Origin of the sequence: Pseudomonas arcuscaelestis (assembly GCF_016881005.1) — a bacterium.
Lineage (GTDB): Bacteria > Pseudomonadota > Gammaproteobacteria > Pseudomonadales > Pseudomonadaceae > Aquipseudomonas > Aquipseudomonas arcuscaelestis.
The window spans coordinates 67,079-92,695 of sequence record NZ_JACOPV010000010.1; the positions used below are offsets into that span (position 1 = coordinate 67,079).

Sequence of the window (25,617 nt, forward strand, 5' to 3'; positions counted from 1 at the left end):
ATAATTCAGCGGGGGCTTGGACTCGTGAAATTTATCTGGTAGTTTTTCATGAAAATATACCAATAAAAATTCACGAGACTCGCCATGTTCAAGCAATCCGCCCAGCATGTCGCCAGCTACTACGCCCAGACCTACCCTGGGGCCATTCCTTTGCGCCCTACCTTGCAAGAGGGACTGGATACCGAGGTACTGATCATTGGAGCAGGTTTCAGTGGCTTGCACACCGCCCTGCGCCTGGCCCTGGCCGGCAAGCGGGTGACGCTGCTGGAAGCTAGCCGGGTTGCCTGGGCCGCCTCTGGACGTAATGGTGGGCAAGCCCTGCTGGGTTGGTCGTGCGACATGCAACCGCTGGAAAAGACCTTGGGTGTAGAACACGCCCGCCGCCTTTGGCAAAGCATGTGCTGGGCGGCTAGCGAAATGCGTGATTTGCCGCAACGCCACGGCTTCGACGTCGATTACCGACCCGGCAGTCTGTGGACGGCCGTACTGCCACGGCGGGTCGAGATGCTCCGTGAAGCTCAACGCGAAGCTGCAGAAAAATGGGGCTACGACAAGCTGCAGGTAATCGAGCGCGAAGCCTTGCCCGAGTGGATCGACAGCCCCCGCTACCAGGCAGCACTCTACGATCCGCAAGGCGCCCACCTCAACCCACTGAAACTGGCCCAAGGCCTGGCTGGCGCTTTTGAAGCAGCAGGCGGACGCCTGTTTGAACAAACCCGCGTGCTTGACTACCGCGAAACTTCCAACGGCTTCGTCGCCCGCACCGAACACGGCGAAGTGCGCAGCGACGTGCTGGTGCTGGCCTGCAACGCCTACATCGACAAACTCGACCGCCAGTTATCACGACGCTTGTTGCCGGTAGGCTCTTATCAGGTGGCCACTGCACCTCTGGATCCTGCCTTGGCGCACTCATTGCTGCCACGCAACAGTTGTGTGATCGACAACCAATTCGTGCCTGATTACTTCCGCCTGACCCCGGATCACCGCCTGCTGTTTGGCGGTGGCTGTACGTACCTGGGCGGCATTCCCAAGGATGTTGCAGCTGCCACCCGACCGGTACTGGAAAGGGCCTTCCCGCAGTTGCGTGAGGTGGCCATCGACTACGCCTGGGGCGGACACCTGGATTGCAGCCTGCGCCGCACTCCGGACATTGGCCGAACCGGCCAACGTTATTGGTTGCAGGGCTTTTCCGGGCATGGCGTGCTGCCCACCCTGGCCGGTGCCCGCGCCGTCAGCGACGCCATTCTCGGCGACAACCAATTGCTTGCGCTGTACCAGGCCATCGACAACGGTCACTTCCCTGGCGGCGATAGGCTCGCCGCCCCGCTGGAAGCCGCGGCGAAGGCCTGGTACCGCCTGCGCGACAACCTTTAAGAGGACAGCTACATGGACATGCAGGACGAAATCGAAGGACTGGCGATCCTGATCCGTGATCTGCGCAAACACCGCAACCTGACCCTGGGCGAACTTGCCCAGCGCATTGATCGTTCGGTGGGTTTCCTGTCCCAGGTCGAGCGGGGCCTCTCGCGCCCCACCGTTGCCGATCTGACCGCTATCAGTGAAACCCTGGATGTGCCCACCACCTACTTCTACAACCTGAGCAAACCACGGGAAGTCGACTGGGTGACGCGTCCGGGAGAGCGGCGCACGCTCTACTACGCCGGCGGCATCACCGACGTGCTGGTCTCGCCCAAACTCACTGGCAGTTTCTCCATGCTCGAAAGCCATCTGGCACCGGGCGCCACCAGCGGTGAAGGCCACTTGAACGACAGTTCCGAACAAGGCGGCTTTGTACTCGAAGGGCAATTGAGCCTGTGGCTCGATGACAGCGAAGACCCCGTGACCCTGGGCCCCAACGACAGTTTTCAGCTACCGCCACACAGCCAGTTTCGCTACGCCAACCTCACCGAGCAGCCAACACGGGTGCTCTGGGTATTCCGTTGAACCACGCTGCAGGACCGCAATCGATGACAACAACAAAAAGCTTTCCCGATCTGCTCACTGAAGTTCGTGAGTTTCGCACTCGATTCCCGCAAGTGCGCTATGTCGATTTGATCAGCCTGGACATTCCCGGGCATTTCTATGGCAAACGCTACCCGATCGACATGCTTGAAAAAGTCGCCGCGGGCAGCCCTTTGAAACTGCCGCAGAACTGCGTGCTGCTGGGGACCCAGGGCGGCCTGTTTCCCATCGGCGATTATTGCTTCAACGATGGCGACCCCGACGCACCTCGGCGCCTGATCCCAGGCACGCTCAAGCCGGTACGCTGGGAGAACCAGCCATTGGGGCAAATGCTCATCAGCTCGGACGGCACCAACGCCCCCATCGAGTTCGAGCCACGGGAAGTGCTTGCCCAGGTATTGCAGCGACTGGAACGTCGCGGCATTCGTCCGGTGGTGGCCTTTGAGCTGGAGTTCTATCTGTTCGATCGCAATCTCAAGGAAGGCTTGCCACAATTTCCCCGCGATCCGTTCAGTGATGACCCGGACGACCAGCCGAACATGCACATCGAGCGTTTGTCACGCTACTCCGACGTATTGCGCGACATGGTTGAAGCGGCCAACGAGCAAGGCGTGGACGCCAACGTGATCACCGCCGAGCTTGGCCCCGGCCAGTTTGAAATCAACTTCGGCCACTGCGATGACGGCCTGCGCGCTGCTGACTGGGCGGCGCTGTTCTGCCGTAGCACGCGTGGGGTGGCGCTCAAGCATGGCATGCGCGCCAGCTTCATGAGCAAGCCTTACCTGGAAGCACCGGGCAGCGGCATGCACGTGCACGTCAGCTTGTATGACCGGGATGGCAACAACCTGCTCGCCGCTGATGAACAACGTCCGTTGCGCCATGCAGTGGCGGGCTGCCTGGAGCTGCTGCCAAACTGCATGCCGATCTTTGCCGCCAACCACAACGCCATGCGCCGCTACGGCGCCATGGTCAACGCTGCCAGCCGTGCTAGTTGGGGTTACGAGGATCGTGATGCGTGCATTCGCATTCCTGAGTCCGACCCGCGCAACTTGCGCATCGAACATCGCCTGGCCGGTGCCGACGCCAACCCTTACCTGGTGCTGGCGGCCATTCTCAGTGGCATGGAACATGGGTTGGATGCAGGCCAAGAGCCTATTGCGCCTCTCAACGACGATCGCGCCAGCGGTATCGAGTTTCCCAAGGACATGCTTACGGCTGTCAGCGCCATGCGCCAGCACCCTGTGGTCAACCAGAGCCTGGGCAGCGAATTTGTGATGGTCTACTGCGAAAACAAGCGCCAGGACCATCTGGCCTTCTTGCATGACATCAGCGCCCGGGAGTACCGCTGGTTCATGTGAGTGTGCACACCGCCTGTGGGACTCGCCCCGCGATCGGCTCGCGTTTTGCAGCAGATCGAGGGGCAAGCCCATGCCTAGCGGCGTTAGATGGCGTCTACTCAGGAGCTACTTGACGCCGAGATCCTGGGCGAAGCGCAGGAGGTAACCGTCGGGGTCAAGGACGAGAAAATTTCGTTGTCCTCGGTGTTGATCGTTCTGACGGTACCAGCGCTCTTCAACCGCTTGGCGCAGTTCATACCCCGCCTCCAGCAAGGCACCCGCCAATGCCGAGGCGTCTGGGCATTCGATAGACAGGTTCATGCCGCGACCAAAAGGCCGCTCCAGTGGTCCAACACGCCACGGCGATTCGCTGTGCCAATCCTGCTCAAGCATGATCTGGCTGGCACCAAAGGACAGGACGGCAAACCTGTCTTCTTCACGCTGGTATTCAATTTTGAAGCCCAGCACCTCGCAGTAAAAGCGTAGGCTGTGTGAGAGTTCGGAAACGATCATCTCCGGCACCAGCGCATTCATCTTGAACATGTGTGCTTTCCTTCCGTTATTTACGCGCCAATCTACCCACAACTTCTTGAGCTAACCAGGAATTTGACCCTATGAGCAAAGCCACCTACACCCCGCCCAAGGTCTGGAAACATGACGCACCGTCGGGAGGTGAGTTCGCCAATATCAACAGGCCAACCGCAGGGCCAACCCACGACAAGGTACTTCCGGTTGGCAAGCACCCCTTACAGTTGTATTCGTTGGCAACGCCTAATGGCATAAAGGTCACGATCCTGCTCGAAGAACTGCTGGCGCTTGGGGAAACCCGCGCCGAATACGACGCCTGGCTCATTCGCATCAACGACGGCGATCAGTTCTCCAGCGGATTTGTCGAGATCAATCCCAACTCGAAAATTCCGGCACTGCTGGATCGTAGCGTGGAGCCTGCCATTCGGGTATTCGAGTCCGGCTCGATCCTGCTGTACCTGGCGGAAAAGTTTGGCCACTTCCTGCCTACCGAACCAGGCGCACGCACAGAAACCTTGAATTGGCTGTTTTGGCAAATGGGTGCCGCGCCCTACCTGGGCGGTGGCTTCGGGCATTTCTATGCCTATGCGCCGGAGAAGTTCGAGTACCCGATCAACCGCTTCACCATGGAAGCAAAACGCCAACTCGACGTGCTTAACCGTCGCCTGGCTGAAAGCCGATATCTGGCGGGTGACAGCTACACCATCGCTGACATCGCGGTCTGGTCGTGGTACGGGCAACTGGCGCTGGGCAACCTGTATTCGGCGGCAGAATTCCTCAATGTCCAGGAATACACCCACGTGCAACGCTGGGCCGAGGACATCGCCGCACGCCCTGCGGTGCAACGTGGCCGACGAGTCAACCGAACTTGGGGCGATGAAGCGAGCCAAGTACCGGAACGCCATCAAGCAGCGGACCTGGACTGACAGGTTTGGCTACCGGGGGAGCTTTTCACTCATAACCAAATATGGGGAACTCCCCCCACTTTCCCCAACGGTTCCTCACTTCAGGCCCGCTCTACCCCCCCCTGCAAGCCTTTGAACCACAGTGCGTTTTTATTTAAACGTCCTCGTATACCCGACTTGGTGCGGTTTTTGCCCCATGCCATCACAAAGTGGCAATTTGATATTTATTTGGGCAACGCCGAAGAAACCGAACGGATAGGCACGAGGCAAACGCTATGTACAACACCACTACGCAGCGCCGATCAACGCTTCACCTTTTCAGATACTCAGGCATTGCGTCCGCGCTGCTGATCGCCATAGCCAATGCCGCGCCGATGGACGATACCAGTCCACCATCGCCTACCGACCCTTCGGCCTACACCTACCACCCCACCGACCCTCAGGCTGCGCTGCAGGCACTGGAAGGGTTGAAGTTGCTGCCAGAGGGCAACCATGGCTCGCTCGCTCTGCCCAATGGCGTCTACGGCGATAGAACGACACCGCGCAGCGAGAACGTGATGCCGCCGTTAAAGCAGACATCGTTCAATTACCCAACCAACGGCTTGGCCAGTCCTTTGTTTGGCGCGCAACCCTTCACCCAGCAGATGCTCTTGTACGAAGAGTTCGGCCCGGAAAAGCTCGACCCCACTGTCGAAGCCGGGAACATTCCCTTCCCCATCCCCACAACCGGGCCAGCGCCCGAGCAAGACCCCAACAGTGTCGCCCGCAGCGGCCCTGCAGGCGCCGCACTCGAAGCGTTTTTGCGTCAACCCGGACTCTCGCCGTTCCCGACCCAGTATTCCAATGTGCTGGACCGCAACCCTTGGAAAGCGCAAATCGAAGCGTTCCTCAACCGCCATCCGGTAGGCTCGCCGGCAGAAGGACGTCCACCAGGAAAAGGCTGGTCGCATCAGCGCTGGAACGAGTTCTACCCCCAGGCCGCGATCAAGACCGCGCAGGCCGGGGCGCGGGTCAACCAGGGCCTGCGCGATAACCGTCAGATGCACGGCTACGCCAAGGGCGAATTCGGTCCCGGTGGCCTTTATCACAATACCGCAGGTGTACCGGCCACCGACGGCACGGCCAAAGGCATCAGCATTCGCTTTCACCCAAACATGCCCATTCAGAACCACAATGCGCTGTGGACGTTCGATGGCACCTTGCCCCCCAAATTACTGATGGCCCGGTACGGGCAGCCGATTCTGATGCGTCATTACAACGCCTTGCCGATCGACCCGGCAGCCAATGGCGGCTTTGGCCTGCATACCCTCAGCACCCATGAACACAACGGCCATAACCCCGCTGAAAGCGACGGTTACACCAATGCGTTCTTCTTCCCAGGCCAGTACTACGACTACCGCTGGCCGGTGCAACTGGCAGGCTACGACACCATCAACACGACCGCCCAGGACCCCAGGGCCGCCTTCCCATGCGACCAGGGTGAAACGCTGTGGGTCAACGACCGCAACCCCGGCATCAAGACCTGTGAGAACGGCAGCATCAAGGTGCGCGGGGACTGGCGCGAGACCATGAGTACCCACTGGTTCCACGACCACATGCTCGATTTCACCGCCCACAACGTCTACAAAGGCAATGCGGCGATGATGAACTACTACAGCGCCCTCGACCGCGGCAACGAAGCCCTGGAGGATGGGGTCAACTTGCGCCTGCCCAGCGGCTCGGCGCTGGCTTGGGGTAACCGCGACTACGACGTCAACCTGACCTTCGCCGACAAGGCCTGGGATCAGAGCGGCCAGCTGTGGTTCAACCCGTTCAACATCGACGGGTTCATCGGCGACCAAATGATGGTCAACTGGCTGTACAAGCCCTACTTCGACGTACGTGCCCGCAGCTATCGCCTGCGCATCCTCAACGGCTCGGTGTCGCGCTACATGAAGATTGCCGTGGTGCGTGAGGTCCGTGGCAATGGCGGCGAGTTCCGTGGCCCGCAAGGCTCCGGGGTTTCCTACAACCGCGTGCCGTTCCACATGATCGCCAACGACGGCAACATCATGGAACACGCCATACCGTTCGACGGCAGCCTGGACCTGAACGGCAATGGCGACCTCAAGGACGACAACGGCATCATGCCAACCATGGCCATTGCCGAGCGCTACGACATCATCATTAACTTCGCCAAACATGGCATTCAACCTGGCGACAAGATTTTCTTCGTCAACCTCATGGAACATGACACCGGCAAAGGCCCAAGCAAGGATGCCGTGTCCCTGGCTGATGTGCTCTCGGAGAAATACAAGGCGGTCATCGATCAAACCAGCAAGGGTCCCAGGTGGCGCGACGGCGACCCTGTCGTCGGCAAATTCCTGCAGTTCAACGTAAAACCCTACAGCGGCGTAGACCAGAGCCTCGACCCGGTTGCCTACGAACCGGCCAAGCCTGGCAAGGCTGCGGGCAAGAAAATGATTCCGCTGACCATCGACCGCAACGATCAGAACATGCAAGCCAAGCTCAAGCAGGCACGCCATCGCAGCTTTGAATTTGGACGCTCCGACGGTACCGACACCGCCCCCTGGACGATCAAGACCGATGGCGGCTTTGGTTACTCCATGGACCCGCGGCGAATTACCGCCGCGCCTCAGTTGGCCAACGGGCCGACAGACGCAGGCTACGCAGGAGATGGCACCCTGGAAGTCTGGAAAATCAAGAATGGCGGCAATGGCTGGAGCCACCCGGTGCATGTGCACTTCGAGGAAGGTGTCATTCTCAATCGCGACGGCAAGGCTCCGCCTGAATGGGAAAAATGGGCCCGTAAGGACGTGTATCGGGTAGGTCCGGAGGTGGACAGCTCCGGCGAGCTGGAAATGGCGATTCGCTTCCGCGAGTTTGCTGGCACATTCATGGAGCATTGCCACAACACCCAGCACGAAGACAACTCCATGTTGCTGCGCTTCGACCTCGAGAACCCTGGTCAGCTCGAACTGATGCCCTCGCCCATGCCCACCTGGGACGGTGTGACCTACATCAGTTCTGCAGCCTTGCCCTCCTTCCGTGACGAGGAAGAACAGGGACCCGGTGGCGGCGATGACGAAGACAATCAACTACCGATCGCCCGGGATGACAGCGGCGCGACCAAAGCGGGAGTCGCGGTCACGCTCAATGTACTGAGCAACGACAGCGACCCAGATGGGGATATGCCGCTCACAGTGGTCAGCCTGGGGCAACCCGACTCCGGCCTGGGCATTGTCAGTACCGACGGCACACGGGTGACCTTCACGCCGCCTGAAACGGTAAGTGAAGCCTACACCGCGCTCTTCGAATACAAGATCAAGGATGCCCGCGGCGCGGTCTCGGAGTTGGCCGCCAACGTAAGGGTTTCGGTGACCCCGGCGGTTGTCGAAGTCGATCAGAACGTGAAGGTCACCAACGCCACTGTCACCGTGCGCAGCAACAACCGCTACGCCTGGGAACTGGCGGGAACCAGTGCGCTGAAAGTTGGCGATACCCTGGCAGTTACAGCATCGACCACCAGCGGCACGTTGAACCTAGGAACTGCCACGGTGCTGTCCGGTGGTATGTGGCGGCTGTCGGCGAACACCGTCGGCACGGTGCCTTCGCAGCCGCCAACGGTAACAATCAAGCCCGCCAATGGCAAAGCGGTTACCGCACCGTTGAGCATACGGTGACCCCTCCGGCCTCCCGTTCAGCGCAGTCTGATCGGGAGGCCGGCGTATACACGGCTATAGGCACAGACTTATCGGGAGGCAACAGTCATGGGCTGGAAAACCTGGTTAACCCTCGGCCATCTGCTGCTGTCAGCGTGCGCCGTGGCGCAAGCGGCCGTCAGCGAGAACACCTCCAGTCAGCAATGGGGGCAGGCCTATTTCCCCAACACCGCCCTGGTTACTCAGGATGGCCAGCCAGTGCGCTTTTTTGATGACCTGATCAAAGACAAGGTTGTAGCGATCAACTTCATTTTCACCACTTGCACCGACTCGTGCCCGTTGGAAACCGCACGCTTGCGCCAGGTGCAAAAGCTGCTGGGTGACCGGGTCGGCCGCGATGTGTTTTTTTATTCGATCAGTATCGATCCAGAAACCGATACCCCGGAAGTACTCAAACAGTACAGGGAGAAATTCAAGATCGGCCCCGGCTGGCAGTTTCTCACCGGCAACAAAGAAGAAATCACCTTGCTACGACAGAAGCTCGGCCTGTTCATCAAGGGTGTCGATGACGGCCAAACCAAAGATCACAACCTCAGCCTGATTATTGGCAATCAAAGTACCGGGCGCTGGATGAAGGCCTCGCCGATGGAGAACCCCTACGTACTCGCCGACCGTCTGGGAAAAAGCCTGCACAACTGGAAGCTGGCCAGTACGGATACCAACGAAGCTGCTGACGCACCCAGCGTGCGCCCGCCAAGCATTGGCGAACAGATCTACCGCACGCGCTGCTCTTCGTGCCACACCCTCGGCGACACCGAACACGCTGGTATGCGCAGCATCGGCCCGGATCTTCTCGGCGTAACCCAGCAACGTGACCCGGCCTGGCTCACTCGCTGGCTGAAAGAGCCAAATCTGATGTTGGCAGAAAAGGACCCGCTGGCGATGCAACTGTTCGAGCAGTACAACCGCCTGGCGATGCCAAACCTGCGTCTGGGCGATGTCGAAATCACCGCGGTGCTGACGTACCTGGATGAAGAGACCAAGCGTATGCAAGCGCGGACGCTCGTCAAAACTTCGCAAACAGCCAACTAAGCAAGGAGTTCTGCCATGGTCCCTCGTCTCTTGGTTTGTGCTGCCCTGCTTGCTTGCAGCACCTTGAGTGTCGCGCATGATTATCAGGTCGGCGAACTGCTGATCAAAAGCCCTTGGTCACGGGAATTACCGGTGAACCTGCCGGGCGGTTCGGCGTATTTCAGCATCGACAATCTGGGTGGTGAATCCGACCGCCTGATCAGCGTCAGCAGCCCACGCGCACAAAAGACCAGCTTACACGCACAAGCGGCCAGCGATGGCATGATGAACATGCAGCACATGACCGCCATGGAGATTCCCGCCCACTCAGAGACCACCTTCAAGCCCGGCGCCAACCACGTGATGTTGTCCGGGATGGAGCAGCCACTAAAAGCCGGTGAACAGTTCCCACTGACGCTGGAGTTCGAAAAGGCAGGCAAGGTGGAAGTACAAGTCGATGTCCGGCCGGCGGATGAACAAACCGGCCATGTTCACTGAGTGCCCTGAGCTCGCCTGCCTAGCCCTGGTATTCCCGGGCCTTGGCGAGCGCAGCCTGGATAGCGGCACGTGCCTGCGGGCTGTTCTTCCAGCATGTAGAACCGACAAGCGCCGAGGCCTGGGTAACGATAGTCAAGGCATCCGCCTGGGCCAGTTCCGATAACGTCTTGAACCCCAGTTGCTCAAGGCGTTTGACCACGGTCGGGCCTACGCCCTTGACACTCAACAACAGTTGCGTTTCTTGCGCTGAAAAAGCCATCTCAACTCCCTTTGATTGCCGCAAACATGCGGTTTAAAGCGATGGCGAAAAATGCTCGCCCGGTTTCTCGACAACACTGGCGTAATGCGCTGTCGCCTCGAGAATCAATGCGTTTCTTTCTTCAGCACTTATTACACCCTGGCGCTGAAGTTTGTCCGCCATCTTCATCAATTCTTCGTACTGTTCAACGCAATTCATGTCGATCCCCGGCACTTCAAGCAGGCGATACCACGAGGCCAGGTTACTGTGGCTGTTACTGTCCATCACGCGTTCCTCCACCGATCATACTGGTGTAGAGGTAACGAGCGAGGCAGAGGTTCATAGATTTACATAGCGACCACGACACTAGCGCAACGGTAAGGTAACGCGAAAGCGTGTGCCCTGCCCAAGCGTTGACTCGACCTCAATATTTCCGCCGTGGCTTTTGACAATCTCGGCGGCAATGAACAGGCCCAGACCCAGGCCTGCAGATGCGCCCTCTTCACTGGCCGCAAACCGTGAAAAACGCCCCTGCGGGTTGAAAAGAAACGGGAGCGCACTCAGCGGGATAGGCTCACCGAAATTCAGCACACTAAGGCAGGCATGCTCGGCATTTTTCCCCAATGTGACCAGAATTTCTCGTCCACTCTCTCCATGCTGCACAGCGTTGTTGACCAGGTTAGTGATAACTTGCCCCATGCGCAGCGGATCGAACGCTCCAGGAACCGAGCCTGAATCAGCGAATACAATCTTTGCCTGCGGATGACCGGCAGTGACTTCCTCCACCACCGACTTGCAGACAGCTTTCAAGTCAGTATTTTGAGGTTTGATCGGGATTCCCGAGCCCAGGTTGCAACGCGCCAGGTCGAGCAAGTCGTTAACGATCTGATTGGCACGGCGAACGCTGGCTGCAATCTGTACAGCGAGCTTTTGCGGACGACCGCTCAGGTCCTGATCCTGGCGCAACAAATCGGCGCCCATCATTACAGCGGCCAGGGGCGTTCGCAGGTCGTGCCCGAGGACGCCAAGGAACATCTTGCGAGTTGTATCTACTGCGTGTCCAAACGCTGCAATCGACTCACCGAGTGCCTGATCGATCGATTCATTGAAACGAATGATATCGCGCACGTGATGCTCGTCCCCTGCAAACTCTTTCGCCAGCCATAGTCTGAGTACGCTGGATCTCAACGCACGATACTCAGAGACCATCTGATCCAGCGAATAACCGTCAACCAAGCGCAACACTGCGTGGGTTTGGGCCGCCGTTTCCGCGTTGCTGACAGGTCCAAGGCCTTGGGACTTGTCGATGCCCTCCTGCTCGGACTGCGGCGTATTCATGTCTCTGGCCACAGCCCTGAGCACATACTCCGCATGATTTCTCAAACCCAGAGAGTCAAGAGCTTGCGCAGGTGCGTCGACGGTCCTGGCAAAGTTTTCCCACTCCTGCAGGATCGGCTCGAGATTGTTCAAAATAAAATGTGAAAGCCGCATAGCTAACCTCTGGTTCTCGACGCATCGAAAATATCGAGTGAGATCGGCACAGCCGAACCTGAACCCTAAATAAAAAGCACAAGGATGCCGCACATTGGCAGCATCGAATGCGCCAAGCGGTAGCTTTGGCGGCCATCTTAAAAGGATGGCAGATAATCAGTCTAGGCTAAGCCAACTGCTTGCGCAGGTCCCGCGAAAACCTGACTGGAAATTGTTTCAGGGAAACGACAACAGCGTCTAGCAGCATGGCAAATTGAGACTATAGTAATCGGCGAGCCATCGGGTCAGGGACGTCGTTATGCCTTCGATTGATTTGTCGACACCGTTGAGCCTACGCAAGCGGGCCATATGGGCAAGCGTATTGAATGTCGGGGCGATGTTTGCGTCCCAGGTCATACGTTTGGGCGGCAACCTGGTTATCACCCGCCTGCTGGTGCCCGAAATGTTCGGCATCATGGCTATCGCAACCACCGTGACTGTCATCTTGCAATTGCTCTCTGACGCGGGCCTGCGGCAGAACATTATCCAGAGTCAACGCGGCGATGATCCGGTGTTTCTCAACACCGTATGGACAGTGCAGATCATCCGCGGTTTCGTGTTGTTCCTGATGATGCTTTTGCTGGCCTTTGGCGCGTATTACGCGCAGCAAGTCCAACTGTGGCCGGCACACTCTACCTACGCATCACCGGAGCTGCCGCTGGTTCTGGCCTTGAGTGGACTTTCCGCGGTTTTTTACGGCTTTCAGTCGACCAAGGTCGACGTCGCCATCCGCACGTTCCAGCAGAAGAAAGTGGTACTCGCCGAGCTGATCTCGCAAATCGTCAGCCTGGCCGTGATGTTGGTGGCAGGCTATCTAACCCGTTCCATCTGGTCGCTAGTGGCAGCTGGCTTGGTAGGCACGCTGGTGTTTACTGTGCTCAGCCACGTGATTTTCCAGGGCCCACGCAACCGTCCGCAGTGGGACCGCACTGCCCTGCGCGAAATGCTCGACTACGGCCGCTGGATTCTGTTGTCGTCGGCGGTGGGCGTTCTGGCCATGCAAGGCGACCGGATCTGGTTCGGCGGCAGCATGACAGTCAACGAGCTAGGCATTTACTCCATTGCCGTAACGCTTCTAGGGGCCATTCAACTGGTTCTGCAGCGCCTTGCCGGAGCGGTTGCGCTACCGGCCTTCAGTGAGGCGGCCAGGACCGGCGACAAAGAGCGGGTGCGCAATATTTATTATCGCTCAAAGCTGCTCTTCGACCTGGTCACCTTGTTCACGTGCGGCGCCTTGCTGACGGCCAGCCCGCTGCTCATTAGTTGGCTGTATGACGATCGCTATGCCGGCGCCGGGCAGATGATGGCCATTCTCTCGCTATCGTTCTTTACCCTGCGCTTCGCCCTGGCGCAGCAAGTTTGGATGGCCCTGGGGCTGACCAAATACATGGCGATAGACAACGTTATCCGGGTGGTATCGCTGTTCATCCTACTGCCTGTGCTTCTTTCCATCGGCGGGGTGCACTATGCGATCTGGGGTGTAGCGCTACATACCTATACAACGCTGTTCCTTATTTACTATGTGAACCGCCAGCTTGGCCTTTGGGATACCAAGCGCGAGCTGATCGTACTCCCTGCCATGGTGCTCGGTGCCCTGTGTGGAGAACTCGCCACGTGGCTGTTTGCCTAAGCCCGGCGATGGCGAACAACCAGCACCGCAATCGAGTACAGGTGGAGACAGCATGATCTACAGATCGGTAGCGAAAAGCGTCTGGGTGCTGCATCCCGGCTATTCCTTGCGGGCGATGCGCAACAAGTTGCGCCTGGCACTGCTGATTGCCCGCGGCTGGCCCGGCCTCAATGGGTATCTGCAGCGTTTGACCGACACCGTGGGCCGCGAAGGACTCCAGCGCATGGGAGTGGACTGCATCGGTGTCATCCAATGGCCTTACATCAGTAAATCGTGGAGCCCGACCACACGCTTCGACGTGCTTGCCTCGCACTACGAGGTAGTCAGCCAACGTTGCCAGCCCCTGATGCTGTTGGGGCGCGACGACTCGCTGCTGTTAGCCGACCTGGAGCAATACTCCCGCGGCTGTTCCCTGGTGCTTGACCGGGCATTCTGGTTCATGCGCGAAGGAGAGCTGGTGCTGAATTTGTTCCAGGACGAGCTGCGAGTGGCCTCGCTGGCCTTTACCCTGTCCCGCACCGACAACGGCACCTGCATGTTCATCGGCGCTGTACAGGGCATTCATAAGGGCGTGGACAGCGAACGGTCATTGGCCATTTACCGGGATCTGACCAAGGACTTTGAAGGGCTGCGCCCCAGAAGTCTATTGATCGAGGTGCTCAAACAGGTTGCTCGTGGCCTTGGCGTTACGCACATCTATGCCGTAGCTGACGGTTATCGCCACCATCGCCACGCGTACTTCGGGGTCGAAAAATCCCAGGAGCTACTCGCCAACTACGACGTCATATGGCAAGAGCACGGAGCAATACCGTGTGAGCGTGAAGACTTTTTCAGCATGCCCACTGAACCGTCAAGAACACCCCTAGAGGACATCCCGGCCAAGAAGCGCGCCATGTACCGCCGCCGCTACGAACTGTTGGACGCACTTTTTGCCAGGGTCGATAGCGTCTTGCATGACCGGGCATCGAGCACCAACGAACAAAGCGAGAATCAGCCCAGCCAGCCTGTTCTTGCCCCGCAGCAACCTTAAGCTGCTATCCCTCGAGGCGCTAACGCGATAGTCACGACTGCTTCAGTGCAGCGAATATTTGACGTCATTAAATAGGTCTAATTCTGCCTCTCGACTGTCCTTGACAATCGTTGGGAACGGACCTTTACTAACCATAAATATTCAATAACATTTAGTTACAAGTATTACCGCCACAACTAAAACTATATAAGAATCTAATTGAAATTTTTTGATTTTTTAGAAGTAACTACTGGAAACTTCAAAGGATATCAAAGAGAAATGAGAGAACAGCTGGCAGTCGTGTTGCGCAAGCTCGTAACTCCATCGGTGCGTTTCAAAATAAGAACCAATATGGCCTGGGCGCGAGATATTCTTGGACGTGCATGCCTGTGGAGTTGGGAGGTGGCCAGGTTTCGCCTGCCGACCAGTAGCGACTATGAGATTCTTTATGTGGGCAGGAAAACCCGCAGGGACATGGCCAAGCTGCTCATCGGCGGCAAGCCTCAGTTGGCAGCCGGCGCAGACGCCGGTGCCGAGCAACCCAGTGCCACGCCCCATGTCGTGGTCGTCAGCGAAATGCCCAGCGCGGGCGCGCTGTATGTGCCCCACTACCTGAGCGCCGTGATTCCCCTGGGCCGCCCCTTGGAAGATATCATCGCCAGATACGACGGCGAACTGCGGCGCAACATCCGCAAGTGCCGGCCACTGTACCGCATGCAGCAAGTGTCTACCGACGAAGAGATCGCCAAAGCCGATCGCGAGATGCTCCAGCCCTATGCCCAGGCGCGCCACGGCGAGCACGCCAAGCAGTTCGACTCAAACGATCTGGCCCGCATCGCCAAGACTGTCGGCCGCCTCGACCTGATCCTCAAAGGTGATGAGGTGGTCGCCTGCCACTTTGGCTGCGTGATAACCAGGGACGGCAAGCGCTACTGGAGCACCCTGCGCTTTGGCTACCCCGAGTCGGTTTTCAACGACCCCAAGCAACTGCGCGAGGTCAATTCCATTACCACGTTCATGGCCCTGGAGTGGGCCATTGAACAGGGCTTTGACTATTACGATATAGGCCAGTGCCTGGCGCGCCCGGATGACGGCCTGTTGAAATGGAAACGCCGCCGCGGTGGTGATGTAGATACATTGGGCAATCAGGCTTATATGTTCGTCCGTTTACCAAAGACCGGCATCGCCAAGTTCCTTTGGGAGTTTCCGCTATTTGCCGTCGAAGACAATAAACTCACACTTCATTTGGGTCTGCCTAATGGGCCGAGTGACGAGGAAGTTGTCAATCGCTATCGCGAAATGGTGTTTGGCGGTTTATTCAAGATATACCTCTACTGCGCAAAAAACCCTGGCGAAGTGTTGCTGGAAAACCTACGTGACCGTTACGCCCACTTCCAGTCTCCGCCTATTGTCGAAAAAATCCCGTCTAACTGAACGTAGAAGATAGACCTCCATTGCAGGCAGGCTGTTCATGGAAAGCGATCTCTCGGATGTACAAACGGCAGGGTCGGACCACAAGATCTGGAGCCTTGCCGCCTATCGGCAGCTGGTCAGGGAGCGACTGTGGCACAAGCCGTCGCAAAGCCTGAAACAGCTTGCGGTCAAGACCTGGGAGATAGCACCTGCCGAGGTTACCCCTGCACCTGCGGCCTTTTTCCTGCCCAACCAGTTGCAACGGGTAAGCGGATGGGAAGCAGCGCGCTTTTTTCCCTATGAACACCCACGCCGGACCATGGAGGGACTGGGCAGCGTGGAGCAACCGCCTACCCGCGGCTATCTGATCAAGGACGTGCTGCTGGTCGACGGCACGCTCTACAAGGGCAATGCCAGCCACCGACTGTCCGACCACTCCAGCCGGCTGCCAGGGGTCGTGGTGGAAAAAGAGATCGAGCGCGCCGCAGCCTATTGCTCGCCCTATGGCAACCGCTGGTTTGGCACCTGGCTGGCCGAGGACTGCCTCACCTACGCACTGGCCTGCAACGAAGGAACACCAATCACCACCGCGCCTTCTGCGCGCTTTCCGCTGTTCCTCCAGGCCCCACCTTATGAGGACCTGCTAGGCATGCGCCCGCTTCGCCTGCACAACGCGTTCATCCGCGAACTGGTGCTATTTGACGATGCGAGCCACAACAGCAATCAGTACCTGCGTCACCGAGCGCTTGGGGAAAAACTCCTGGCTCGGGTGGACTACAAACCACACCCGGGGATTTTCATCCTCCGTGGCGAAGCCGGTGATTTGCGCCTGTTGCGCAACGAGCTTGAGGTAGCCGAACACCTTAGGGTGAATCGGGGCTTTCGCATCATCGACCCGTTGAAAAACGACGTTTCGACAATAATCGCAGCCTGTGCCGGAGCACGGGTTATCGCTGGCGTCGAGGGCAGCCAATTGGTCCATGCCGTTCACATAATGGAGCCTGGGGCGACTATGCTGACGCTACAGCCGCCTGATCGTTTTGTCTGCTTCTACAAATACCTGACCGACCGCGACAAACAACATTTTGCCTTCGTGGTGGGCACACCTGATGGCAATGGCTTCAAAATCGACTTGAATGAACTTGAGCAAACCCTGGACCTGTTGCCGCCCCCCTAGTGCGCGGTGAACTGAATTCCACTGAGGACCTGATGGATGAACGTGATTGACTACTTTGATCAGACCAGAATCATCAATATTCCATCCAGACAGGACCGCCGCGTAGAAACGGTGGAAGAGTTCAGCCGTAACGGTTTTCACATCGATCACAACAAAGCCGGTTTTTTTGAGGCGGTGAAGCCCAACGAAGAAGATGGCTTCCCCAGCATTGGCGCCAGAGGCTGCTTTATGAGCCACCTGGGAATCATCGAAGATGCAATTCGCCTGAACCTGAACAACATCCTCATCCTCGAAGACGACATACAGTTCTCCAAGCATATTGGCCAATACGGGAAACAGGCCATCGCGTTACTGGAGGGCATGGAATGGGACATCGCCTACTTTGGCCACCCGTTTGAAGGAAACGCCAACCTGCCAGCCTGGAGCGTAGTCGACCGGCCGATCCACTTGTCGCACTTCTATGCGGTAAACGGGGCCTTCCTGCCACAGCTGCGCGACTTTCTCCTGCAGATTCTTGAGCGCCCACCCGGCCACCCAGACGGCGGCCCCATGCACTACGACGCGGCGCTCAACACCTTGATCCACCAGCGCAAGGATGTCCGGGCCTACTATTTCACCTGGAACCTGGGCTATCAAAGGCCCTCGCGTACCGACCTGCATGAACTGTCGGTGCTTGACCGCACGCAACTGCTGCGACCGATAATGTTCATGCTGCGCAAGCTGAAGTCGTCGATGCTGCGTTTTACGCGATAGTTCATCAAAAAACAGATGCTACTCACCTTGAACGAGATAATGGCACTTTGATATCTTTGGATTCTTTCAAGTTTTGGCTGGTACAAATTGAACTCGAGAGAACCCGGCGCAACCGAACACGCAAGCGCTGCAAATGACAATGACGTCACTGATTGCGATACGCACACTCGACGCAAACTGCCCAAAATCAAGCTGATCGACGAAGTCCGTGCGCCGATTAACCATAGGTCCCGTAACGCGTCCGAAAAGTCTGCCCATGCTGGTGACAAATACCGACCCGATGTAGCCGTCGGCACCGCGTTCGGAACAAACGAAACCAGTAATCTGTACTCCGACCAAGTTCGATTCAACGCCAGTGGCGGTCACGGCTTTGCCGCAGAACAAGGCAACCACCTCATCGATCGGATTAACCTGAAAAAAGCCAGAATCATCGGCGATGACAACGCTTTGAATGGTGCTGACCGAATCATTGACGGGGTAAAGATTCAATCCAAATACTGTGCGACCGGTGGGCGGTGTATCTCCAGTTGCTATGACAAATCTGGAAACTTTCGCTACATCCACGACGGCAAGGCTATGCAGATCGAAGTGCCGTCGGACAAATACGAGGATGCACTCAAATCTGTCAGGGCCCGGATCGAAGCAGGAAAAATTCCGGGATACACCGATCCGAATGACGCAGAAAAAGTTGTTCGCAAAGGAAATCTTACCTACAAGCAAGCCGTTAACATCGCCAAGTTTGGAACCGTCGAAAGCGTCACTTTTGATGCGCTCAATGGCGTCAAAGTCGGCGTTGCAGCTGGCTCACTTTCTGCCGCAGTGGCGTTCGCCCAAGGCATCTGGTCGGGACAACCTCCTGCTGTCGCCTTGAAAAACGCCGCTTGGGCAGGCCTGAAAGTAGGTGGCAACACATTGGCTATCAGCGTGATTTCCAGCCAATTGGGGCGAACGGCCTTCGAACAAGCGTTTCGCGAAGTGAGCAAGGCATTCGTTGAGAAGCTGAGCCCCAAATTGGTATCCGCTCTGGTCAAGTCCATGACGGGGAAAGTGCTAACCGGCGCCGCCGCGACTAACACGCTAGCCAAACTGCTGCGCGGCAACCTGGTCAGTTTGGTGGTATCGACTGTCGTGCTCTCGACCGGCGATATCATTCGAACGTGTCGAGGACGTATTTCCACGCTGCAGTTTGCCAAGAACCTTACCAGCACCGCCAGTAGCGTTGGAGGCGGATATGCAGGTTTCACCAGCGGCGCACTGGCCGGAACTGCATGCTTTCCGGGTCCAGGCACGCTGATTGGCGGTATCCTCGGGGCCATCGGTGGCAGCCTGGCCGCAGGCTACTTAACCAGTTCGGTGATGGACAACCTAATCATCGACGACGCAGTGGCCCTTCAAGCCTTGTTTGAAATGCAGTTAGTGAAAGTTGCCAAAGACTACCTGCTGCTAAGTGATGAAATCGAAGACATCGTCAGCCTGCTGGACGAAGATGGGTTGCCAGACTTCTTCATGCAGGCGCACGCCATGGGAGATGCAGGTCGAGTCGAGTTCATGAGCCAGCGGCTTGAAGGTTATGCTCAAGTAGCTTTGAAATTGCGCGCGGCGATTGGAGCGCCCCCAGAAGATGAGCTGATACAGCAGCAAGCCCGCATCATCGGTGAACTAAGCGCCGCAGAATACAACGGCGAATTGCCAATAAACCCGGACACCGCTGAATTGACGGCCACCTTCGCAGAGGCCTTAACAGACTTTTTGAAGGTAGAAGGCGTCAAGTCCGAGTCTGTGATCTGGGGCGAAGAACTCGTCAGCACGAAAGGCCTGAAAAAATTGGGCAATGCACTGAATTCGTTTGGTCGAATCGAAGATGGCGCACCGATAGATGCCGTCATCGCCGTTATTGATACCACTAAACTGGGCACCGCAACCGATGGAATTATTCTGACCAACGCGTCTATGTGGATCAAACCCCTATTCAGCGACGCCTATAAAATCGACTATCACGCATTACCGTCGAACACACGGGTTGGTGATGAAAACCTGGAGATCAATGACTGTGCACCCATTGGTTTGTCATCCAAAGAGCTTCGGATTGATATGCGCAGGATTTTGCGCCTGATCAAAGGACACTTCCGGCTCTAGTACAGGGACGAAGTCGGGTATGAGTTCGATAAGGCCCAGCACCAAGGTGGCATGAATACGCATCAATCTATTGTAACTGCCATCGAAGGCTTACCCTTGATCGCCTGGACAAACAGCGCCAACAACTCGGACTGACTGCCGATTCCCAACTTCTCATACAGGTTCTTTCGATGAACCTTGACCGTCGCCGGGCTGATCCGCAGCTTTTGCGCGATGGACTGGCTGGAATGCCCCTGCAACAGCAGCCTGACCACTTCGCACTCGCGCTCGGTGAGCAAGCCAAGGCCAAAGTTGGCAAAGGCTTCCTGGACCAGGTGGTCGTGATCATCCAAGGGCCTGACTGCAACTTGCCTGCTTGCCTCCCACGCGGCCCGCACCGCGGCACTAACAACCGGAACGGCGCTTTCCAGTTGACGGATCTCATCATCATAAAATCGGGTGCGCCCGCGTCGGCGCATCAGCGACAGTACGGCATGGGTGTCGGGCCCGAGGTTGATGAAGAAACCGACCTCCTCACACAACCCGAGGTGATGGTAATAGGTACGAAAGTACTCGCTGTTGTAGAACTGATCCGGTGCCAACTGACGCATGCTGTACACGCCTTCAGGCTGGGACGGTTGCGAGGCCAGGTAGAAAGGATCCAGTAGGTAGGGTCCCGTCTGGTACTCATCAATGAAGATGCACCGCTGCTCGTCGGTGAACGTGTCGAACAACGACAGCGGCCGATAACTTCCCTCATAGATGAACAGCACGAAATGATCCGCAATGCTCAATCGCCTCAACCAGGCTGCAACAGCCTGTAATTGCCGGCCACCGGCAGGTTGGCTCATTACCTCGACGACACTGCGCGTCCAATCAGTCAGGTGCATTTGCATGGTGTGATGCCTTTATGAGGTTCGGCCAACAAGACAGCAGGTGGCGCCCTGATGTTATCTTCAAAACCGCCACCGTTGCAGCGGGCATGCTCCCTACTTGAGGTACCAGCCCCACTTCTGTTCACTGTCGTAGCGAGTGATCTGTTTAACTTCCAGGTAGTTGTTCAAGCCCCATTCCCCCAGCTCGCGGCCGATACCACTCTGTTTGTAGCCACCCCACGGCGCTTCGGTGAAAGTTGGCTGTGAGCAGTTGATCCAGACAATACCGGCACGCAGCTTGCGGGCTACGCGCTCGGCACGCTCCAGGTCTGCAGACATCACTGCGGCGGCCAGGCCAAAGCGCGAATTGTTAGCGCACTGCAGCGCTTCGTTTTCATCATCGAATGCACGGATACATACCACCGGGCCGAAGATCTCTTCCTGCCAGATCCAACTGTCTTGCGCGACATCGGCGAAGATAGTCGGTTGCAAATAGAAGCCCTTGTCGAATCCGGCCGGTCGGCCGCCACCGTACACCCGTCGAGCGCCTTCCTCCTGACCCCGGGCGATCGCCGCCAGCACTTTGTCGTACTGACCTTTGCTCACTAGCGGCCCGAGCAGGACGCCCTCTTCCAGACCATTGCCGATACTGACTTTCTCCGCTTCCTGCTTTAGCCGCTCAAGCAACGGCGCATACAGATTGCGCTGGACAAGCACGCGGGACGTCGCGGAGCACACCTGGCCCTGGTTCCAGAAAATACCGAACATGATCCATTCGACCGCGGCTTCCAGATCACTGTCATCGAAGATGATGAAGGGTGACTTTCCGCCCAACTCCAAGCTGATGTTCTTGATGTCGCGTGCGGCCGCCTGCATGATCCGGCTGCCCGTGGGCACACTGCCAGTAAAGGCCAGTTTGTCGATGCCAGGATGCTGGGCTAGCGCCGCGCCGGCGTCCTGGCCCAGGCCTGGAAGCACGTTCAACACCCCTGCCGGCAGCCCGGCATTGTGGGCGATACGCGCCAGCTTCAGCGCGGTGAGCGGGGTCAGTTCGGACGGTTTGAGGACCATGCAGCATCCCGCTGCCAGGGCCGGCGCAACTTTCCAGGCGGCCATGAGCATGGGGAAGTTCCACGGGATAATCGCCCCCGCGACGCCGACCGGCTCCTTGCGCGCCAGCGAACTGAAGCGCTCGTCGGCCAGGGCGACCGTCTGTTCTCGCTCGCTGTCCAGACCTTCGGCAAGGTCCGCGTAATAATCGAAGCAGCCTGCGGTATCACCGATATCCCACAGCGCCTCGGGCAACGGCTTACCGTTATCCAGCACTTCCAGCACTGCCAGTTCCTGCTGTCGATCACGGATGCCCTGAGCAATGCGCCGCAGCACCTCGGCCCGTGCCGAACCGCTCATCTGCGGCCACGGCCCCTCGTCGAAGGCGTGACGGGCAGCCCGCACTGCCAGATCAACGTCAGCGGCGGTGGCCGCAGCAACACTGGCAATCAGCGTTTCACTACTGGGATCGATCGTATCGAACGCCCCACCCTCAACCGGGTCCACCCATTGGCCATTGATATACAGCTGAGTATCGGCATTCATGTTTGCGCTCCAAGCAAGCAACACAGTTGGCGCTCGCACGCCAACCGCATCAGGATCAGGATCAGGATCAGGATCAGGATCAGGATCAGGAAATTTTCAGCACCTTGCGACCGACTACCGTGCCTTTACGAATCTGGTCGAAAATCTCGCTGATCTCATCCAGGGTGGTCAAGCTGGCCTGGACTGCAACCAAGCCATTGGCTGCAAACTCGACAGCCTCGTGCAGGTCTTGCCGGGTACCGACGTTGGAGCCACGAATGGACAGTTCCCAGTTGACGATACGGTCGATGGAGCTGCGCACCTCGTCGGCGGCGCCACCCGGCTGGCCGATATAGATTGCTGTGCCGCCAGGGCGCAACAGCTTCACTGCAAGCTCGAATGCCTTGTTGGAGGTTGCCGTCACCAGCACACCGTGCACACCGCCCAGCTCTGCGTGAATGGCACTTTCCGGGTCGTTCATCACGTTGTAAACCCGCTCGGCACCCAAGCGATGGGCCAGCTCCAGCTTTTCATCACTGACGTCGACCGCAACCACCCTCAGGCCCATGGCCTTGGCATATTGCACCGCCACATGACCCAACCCACCAATGCCGATGACCGCCATCCATTGCCCCGGCCGTGCCCCCGATCGTTTCAGGCCGCGGTAGGTGGTAACCCCTGCGCAAAGGATGGGCGCCAGGCCATACAGATCAGCGCCAGCCGGTACTTTTGCGACAAATGCCGCCGGCGCGATCATGTACTCGGCGTAGCCGCCGGGCTTGCTGTAGCCGGTGGCCTCGCCTTGCTTGCAGATGGTCTCCATGCCGGCGCGGCAGTACTCGCAGGCGCCACAGGCGCTGTACATCCAAGGTACGCCAACGGTGTCGCCGAGCGCATAGCCGGTCACGCCTTCGCCCAGTTCGGCAATATGCCCGGTGACTTCGTGACCGGGAATCAGCGGCAGATTCGGCGGGCTTGGCCAGTCGCCGTCGCAGGCATGCACATCGCTGTGGCAGACACCGCAGGCCACCACCTTGATAAGAATTTCGCCAATGCCCGGCTTCGGAATCGGTACCTGTTCAAGTTTCAGTGGCCCGCCAAGCTCGCGGAGAACAGCGGCGGTCATGGTTTTATTGTTCGAGTCCAACATGGCTACATCCTCATGAAATAACGGTTTTTGGCTGGCACTTGCCCACGCGTCCCGGTTGTTATCGAGGTGCGAGTGAGTGATCCATCTCGACCATCAGCTGGCGAGTGCAACCGCACCCTTGGCTTGAAGAATCACTGAGATTTGCTGAATGAGCAGCACCGTGCTGTCCACTTCCGCAGCGGTGGGTTGGCGTGCGTACTTCACCGGTGGAATGAGCATCCAGACGAAGTCTCCATAGTTGGGTGTCAGCACCACTTCACAGGCCTTGTCCGCTGGGTGGTAATGAATACTCAAGCCGCCCAGCTCCATCGCAGCACACAAGGGAAGCACCACGTCACTGGCATTGAGCGGGTCCCGTAAGGCAGCGCTGATTGCGGGCCCAACAAACTTCGCGGTTCGGCTTGAAGGCTTCCAGCCTCGATAATCAAGACGGATAGTCATCGCCGTGGGCCCGAGGTCCGCAGCGACTTTCCAGCGCCAGCGGCAGGTGTAGATTCTGCCAATCACCTTGCTCGACAAGCGATGCTCAAGCACCAGGTCGTCCGCTGCCAGGCGATGATCGATTCCCGACACTGTCCGCGCCCCTATGGCGACGTCGTGCCCCATGTATTGGTCAAAACGAGACACCGTATCGCGCAGCGTTTGCTCGGCGCGCCGGTCGATGACTGAATAAAGACCCATGCTCACTCCGACCTACAGTTATTGACGTTTCAACTGGGCAAGCAATACCGCTTCGCTGCCAGTGCTGGGCTCATCGATAGATTCGGAACGATGGACAATGCGTCGCAACACGTCATCCAATGGCACGGGCTTGAACAGGTCCTGACCGGTCTTCTTCAGGTAGATAACGCCAAATGCCAGGATCAATGCCGAGCACACCACCGCGATACCCAGTACTTGGGCGTCTGCAACCAATGTGCCGATCATGTACAGGCATGCAGCGATACCAATCAATTGCGGCAATGGATAAAGCGGCGTCCGGAACGGACGGTTGGCGTTGGGATACTTGAAGCGCAGAATCACTACGTTCACCTGGGCAATCAGGTACGACATCAACCAGGTGGTGCAGGCCACGCTGATCATCATGGTGATCAGGGCAATATCGGCATGATTGGCCATGGCGTAGACCAGCACGATAAGGATCAACGCCACCACGAAGAAGATACTGAACCATGGCGTTCTGGCGGTGGGGTGCAGCCAGGAGAAAATCTTCGGCAGCATGCCTTCACGCGACAAGCCATAAAGCATGCGCGGCACCGCGATCAGGTAAGTGTCACAGGTGGTGACCGCAGCCAGAATCGAGATGCTGCCCATCAGAATCAGGCCCGGTTGCCCGAGCATGGCTGCGGCGCCATCGACATGTGGAATGGTCGAAGCGGCCAGTTCTTCCAGCGACAAGTAGCGCGTGATGCTCAAGCCGAAAAGCAGATCGACAAGCCAGATACTTGCGCAGCCAAAGATCATCGCCAGCGGAATGGTTTTACCCGGATTTTTGACCTCCTCGGCCAAGGGCGCAACGAACTCCATGCCGATGAACAGCCAGATCGCCAAACTCAGGTGGCTGAATTGATCCTGCCAGGAAATTACCGAAAACGGCGGCTGCTCAGCCAATTGCGGCGCGGTTTCGAAACCGGACAACCCCCAGACACCCACCAGCCCAAGCATCAGCATCATGGCAATCGCCAGGGTGGTTTGCACCCGCCCGAACAGATCGACGCCTTTGAGGTTGATACCCACCAGCACAGCCAGGATCCCGAGTGAGAACAGATACCAGGGAAAACCGGTCAAGCGCTCAAGCGACTGGCCGCCGATGATCATGTTGGTACCACCATCGGTGCCCACCAGCACGATGTAACCTGCCAGAACGGCGAACAGCGCAGGAAGTTTTCCCAGGGCGGGCAGCGTGTACTCCCCCACCATACCCGCCCCCGGCAGCATTGCTGCCAGCTCCGAGTAAGACATCGCAACGCACAGAATTACCAGCAGCGCCAACAGCGCAACGACACTGAAGGCCGGTCCGGAAACGCCGTAACCATTACCCAGCGCCACCATCGCGGTGCCCGAAACCACCAGCCCCACCGATGTGGAGTAGGCCGCCCAGAACCCCAGGCTTCGGCTCAACTTCAAACTACTCATAACGCACCTCTCCACTATTGTTGTTTTAATGAAAAGCGGTGTGACGTAAACAG

General features: G+C 57.8%; 22 protein-coding genes. 13 read left to right on the forward strand and 9 right to left on the reverse strand.

Annotated elements, in window-relative coordinates; genetic code table 11:
* The first annotated feature begins 84 nt into the window (after positions 1-84).
* From H8F21_RS16585 to H8F21_RS16595, 3 genes are read left to right on the forward strand one after another with little or no spacing between them, the layout of a single operon-like run.
* The gene (locus H8F21_RS16585) at positions 85-1,374 is read left to right on the forward strand and encodes an NAD(P)/FAD-dependent oxidoreductase (protein WP_203481139.1); all 1,290 of its coding nucleotides are present in this window, start codon (positions 85-87) and stop codon (positions 1,372-1,374) included.
* A 12-nt stretch (positions 1,375-1,386) separates the two neighbouring features.
* Positions 1,387-1,944: a helix-turn-helix domain-containing protein gene (locus H8F21_RS16590; RefSeq protein WP_136477097.1), complete on the forward strand. Its 558-nt coding sequence runs from the start codon at positions 1,387-1,389 to the stop codon at positions 1,942-1,944.
* A 23-nt stretch (positions 1,945-1,967) separates the two neighbouring features.
* Complete coding sequence (locus H8F21_RS16595) at positions 1,968-3,320, forward strand: glutamine synthetase family protein (RefSeq protein ID WP_203481137.1); 1,353 nt, start codon at positions 1,968-1,970, stop codon at positions 3,318-3,320.
* 105 nt (positions 3,321-3,425) lie between these two features.
* Here the strand turns inward: H8F21_RS16595 and H8F21_RS16600 are convergent, their stop codons facing one another.
* Positions 3,426-3,842, reverse strand: coding sequence for a bleomycin resistance protein (locus H8F21_RS16600; RefSeq protein ID WP_203481135.1), 417 nt, complete (start codon positions 3,840-3,842; stop codon positions 3,426-3,428).
* 71 nt (positions 3,843-3,913) lie between these two features.
* Between H8F21_RS16600 and yghU the strand changes: the two genes are divergently transcribed.
* The 4 genes from yghU to H8F21_RS16620 all read left to right on the forward strand — a co-directional run bounded on the left by yghU (position 3,914) and on the right by H8F21_RS16620 (position 9,963).
* Entirely contained in the window at positions 3,914-4,753 is an 840-nt protein-coding gene (gene yghU, locus H8F21_RS16605; protein ID WP_203481134.1) for a glutathione-dependent disulfide-bond oxidoreductase, read from the forward strand.
* Positions 4,754-5,007: 254 nt separating this feature from the next.
* Positions 5,008-8,415, forward strand: a complete 3,408-nt coding sequence (locus tag H8F21_RS16610; RefSeq protein WP_203481133.1) for an Ig-like domain-containing protein — start codon at positions 5,008-5,010, stop codon at positions 8,413-8,415.
* Positions 8,416-8,502: 87 nt separating this feature from the next.
* Positions 8,503-9,486, forward strand: a complete 984-nt coding sequence (locus tag H8F21_RS16615; protein WP_203481127.1) for an SCO family protein — start codon at positions 8,503-8,505, stop codon at positions 9,484-9,486.
* 15 nt (positions 9,487-9,501) lie between these two features.
* The gene (locus H8F21_RS16620) at positions 9,502-9,963 is read left to right on the forward strand and encodes a copper chaperone PCu(A)C (protein WP_203481125.1); all 462 of its coding nucleotides are present in this window, start codon (positions 9,502-9,504) and stop codon (positions 9,961-9,963) included.
* A gap of 19 nt (positions 9,964-9,982) precedes the next feature.
* Here the strand turns inward: H8F21_RS16620 and H8F21_RS16625 are convergent, their stop codons facing one another.
* The 3 genes from H8F21_RS16625 to H8F21_RS16635 form a co-directional block, all read right to left on the reverse strand.
* The gene (locus H8F21_RS16625) at positions 9,983-10,222 is read right to left on the reverse strand and encodes a helix-hairpin-helix domain-containing protein (RefSeq protein ID WP_203481123.1); all 240 of its coding nucleotides are present in this window, start codon (positions 10,220-10,222) and stop codon (positions 9,983-9,985) included.
* A 33-nt stretch (positions 10,223-10,255) separates the two neighbouring features.
* On the reverse strand, positions 10,256-10,486 hold the full coding sequence (locus tag H8F21_RS16630; protein ID WP_203481122.1) for a hypothetical protein: 231 nt from the start codon (positions 10,484-10,486) through the stop codon (positions 10,256-10,258).
* 81 nt (positions 10,487-10,567) lie between these two features.
* A complete protein-coding gene (locus H8F21_RS16635; protein WP_203585112.1) occupies positions 10,568-11,692 on the reverse strand; it encodes a sensor histidine kinase in 1,125 nt (374 codons plus the stop codon).
* A 298-nt stretch (positions 11,693-11,990) separates the two neighbouring features.
* Here H8F21_RS16635 and H8F21_RS16640 point away from each other — a divergent pair, with 298 nt between their 5' ends.
* From H8F21_RS16640 to H8F21_RS16665, 6 genes are all read left to right on the forward strand, one after another.
* Positions 11,991-13,361 carry an oligosaccharide flippase family protein gene (locus H8F21_RS16640; RefSeq protein WP_203482838.1) on the forward strand — a complete coding sequence of 457 codons (1,371 nt, stop codon included), beginning with the start codon at positions 11,991-11,993 and terminating at the stop codon, positions 13,359-13,361.
* A gap of 52 nt (positions 13,362-13,413) precedes the next feature.
* Positions 13,414-14,391, forward strand: a complete 978-nt coding sequence (locus H8F21_RS16645; protein WP_203482839.1) for a VirK/YbjX family protein — start codon at positions 13,414-13,416, stop codon at positions 14,389-14,391.
* A gap of 258 nt (positions 14,392-14,649) precedes the next feature.
* Entirely contained in the window at positions 14,650-15,804 is a 1,155-nt protein-coding gene (locus H8F21_RS16650; protein WP_203482843.1) for a GNAT family N-acetyltransferase, read from the forward strand.
* Between the two features lie 37 nt (positions 15,805-15,841).
* On the forward strand, positions 15,842-16,960 hold the full coding sequence (locus H8F21_RS16655; protein WP_203482840.1) for a glycosyltransferase family 61 protein: 1,119 nt from the start codon (positions 15,842-15,844) through the stop codon (positions 16,958-16,960).
* A 36-nt stretch (positions 16,961-16,996) separates the two neighbouring features.
* Positions 16,997-17,713: a glycosyltransferase family 25 protein gene (locus H8F21_RS16660; RefSeq protein WP_203482841.1), complete on the forward strand. Its 717-nt coding sequence runs from the start codon at positions 16,997-16,999 to the stop codon at positions 17,711-17,713.
* 87 nt (positions 17,714-17,800) lie between these two features.
* Positions 17,801-19,849 (forward strand): hypothetical protein, encoded by a 2,049-nt coding sequence (locus H8F21_RS16665; protein ID WP_203585047.1) that lies wholly within the window; start codon positions 17,801-17,803, stop codon positions 19,847-19,849.
* A gap of 62 nt (positions 19,850-19,911) precedes the next feature.
* Here H8F21_RS16665 and H8F21_RS16670 read toward each other — a convergent pair whose 3' ends face one another.
* The 5 genes from H8F21_RS16670 to H8F21_RS16690 form a co-directional block, all read right to left on the reverse strand.
* Positions 19,912-20,724: a helix-turn-helix transcriptional regulator gene (locus H8F21_RS16670; protein ID WP_203585048.1), complete on the reverse strand. Its 813-nt coding sequence runs from the start codon at positions 20,722-20,724 to the stop codon at positions 19,912-19,914.
* Between the two features lie 93 nt (positions 20,725-20,817).
* Positions 20,818-22,299, reverse strand: a complete 1,482-nt coding sequence (locus tag H8F21_RS16675) for an aldehyde dehydrogenase family protein (RefSeq protein ID WP_203585049.1) — start codon at positions 22,297-22,299, stop codon at positions 20,818-20,820.
* Positions 22,300-22,384: 85 nt separating this feature from the next.
* On the reverse strand, positions 22,385-23,428 hold the full coding sequence (locus H8F21_RS16680) for an alcohol dehydrogenase catalytic domain-containing protein (RefSeq protein ID WP_203585050.1): 1,044 nt from the start codon (positions 23,426-23,428) through the stop codon (positions 22,385-22,387).
* A 93-nt stretch (positions 23,429-23,521) separates the two neighbouring features.
* Entirely contained in the window at positions 23,522-24,109 is a 588-nt protein-coding gene (locus H8F21_RS16685; protein WP_203585051.1) for a hypothetical protein, read from the reverse strand.
* 18 nt (positions 24,110-24,127) lie between these two features.
* Positions 24,128-25,564 carry an APC family permease gene (locus H8F21_RS16690; protein ID WP_203585052.1) on the reverse strand — a complete coding sequence of 479 codons (1,437 nt, stop codon included), beginning with the start codon at positions 25,562-25,564 and terminating at the stop codon, positions 24,128-24,130.
* Positions 25,565-25,617 lie beyond the last annotated feature (53 nt).

Coding starts and splice junctions, on each gene's coding strand:
- H8F21_RS16650 (WP_203482843.1), top strand. CDS start 14,650: ATGAGAGAACAGCTGGCAGTCGTGTTGCGCAAGCTCGTAACTCCATCG.
- H8F21_RS16690 (WP_203585052.1), bottom strand. CDS start 25,564: ATGAGTAGTTTGAAGTTGAGCCGAAGCCTGGGGTTCTGGGCGGCCTAC.
- H8F21_RS16595 (WP_203481137.1), top strand. CDS start 1,968: ATGACAACAACAAAAAGCTTTCCCGATCTGCTCACTGAAGTTCGTGAG.
- H8F21_RS16635 (WP_203585112.1), bottom strand. CDS start 11,692: ATGCGGCTTTCACATTTTATTTTGAACAATCTCGAGCCGATCCTGCAG.
- H8F21_RS16655 (WP_203482840.1), top strand. CDS start 15,842: ATGGAAAGCGATCTCTCGGATGTACAAACGGCAGGGTCGGACCACAAG.
- H8F21_RS16630 (WP_203481122.1), bottom strand. CDS start 10,486: ATGGACAGTAACAGCCACAGTAACCTGGCCTCGTGGTATCGCCTGCTT.
- H8F21_RS16590 (WP_136477097.1), top strand. CDS start 1,387: ATGGACATGCAGGACGAAATCGAAGGACTGGCGATCCTGATCCGTGAT.
- H8F21_RS16680 (WP_203585050.1), bottom strand. CDS start 23,428: ATGTTGGACTCGAACAATAAAACCATGACCGCCGCTGTTCTCCGCGAG.
- H8F21_RS16615 (WP_203481127.1), top strand. CDS start 8,503: ATGGGCTGGAAAACCTGGTTAACCCTCGGCCATCTGCTGCTGTCAGCG.
- H8F21_RS16675 (WP_203585049.1), bottom strand. CDS start 22,299: ATGAATGCCGATACTCAGCTGTATATCAATGGCCAATGGGTGGACCCG.
- H8F21_RS16610 (WP_203481133.1), top strand. CDS start 5,008: ATGTACAACACCACTACGCAGCGCCGATCAACGCTTCACCTTTTCAGA.
- H8F21_RS16685 (WP_203585051.1), bottom strand. CDS start 24,109: ATGGGTCTTTATTCAGTCATCGACCGGCGCGCCGAGCAAACGCTGCGC.
- H8F21_RS16600 (WP_203481135.1), bottom strand. CDS start 3,842: ATGTTCAAGATGAATGCGCTGGTGCCGGAGATGATCGTTTCCGAACTC.
- H8F21_RS16620 (WP_203481125.1), top strand. CDS start 9,502: ATGGTCCCTCGTCTCTTGGTTTGTGCTGCCCTGCTTGCTTGCAGCACC.
- H8F21_RS16660 (WP_203482841.1), top strand. CDS start 16,997: ATGAACGTGATTGACTACTTTGATCAGACCAGAATCATCAATATTCCA.
- yghU (WP_203481134.1), top strand. CDS start 3,914: ATGAGCAAAGCCACCTACACCCCGCCCAAGGTCTGGAAACATGACGCA.
- H8F21_RS16585 (WP_203481139.1), top strand. CDS start 85: ATGTTCAAGCAATCCGCCCAGCATGTCGCCAGCTACTACGCCCAGACC.
- H8F21_RS16645 (WP_203482839.1), top strand. CDS start 13,414: ATGATCTACAGATCGGTAGCGAAAAGCGTCTGGGTGCTGCATCCCGGC.
- H8F21_RS16670 (WP_203585048.1), bottom strand. CDS start 20,724: ATGCAAATGCACCTGACTGATTGGACGCGCAGTGTCGTCGAGGTAATG.
- H8F21_RS16640 (WP_203482838.1), top strand. CDS start 11,991: ATGCCTTCGATTGATTTGTCGACACCGTTGAGCCTACGCAAGCGGGCC.
- H8F21_RS16625 (WP_203481123.1), bottom strand. CDS start 10,222: ATGGCTTTTTCAGCGCAAGAAACGCAACTGTTGTTGAGTGTCAAGGGC.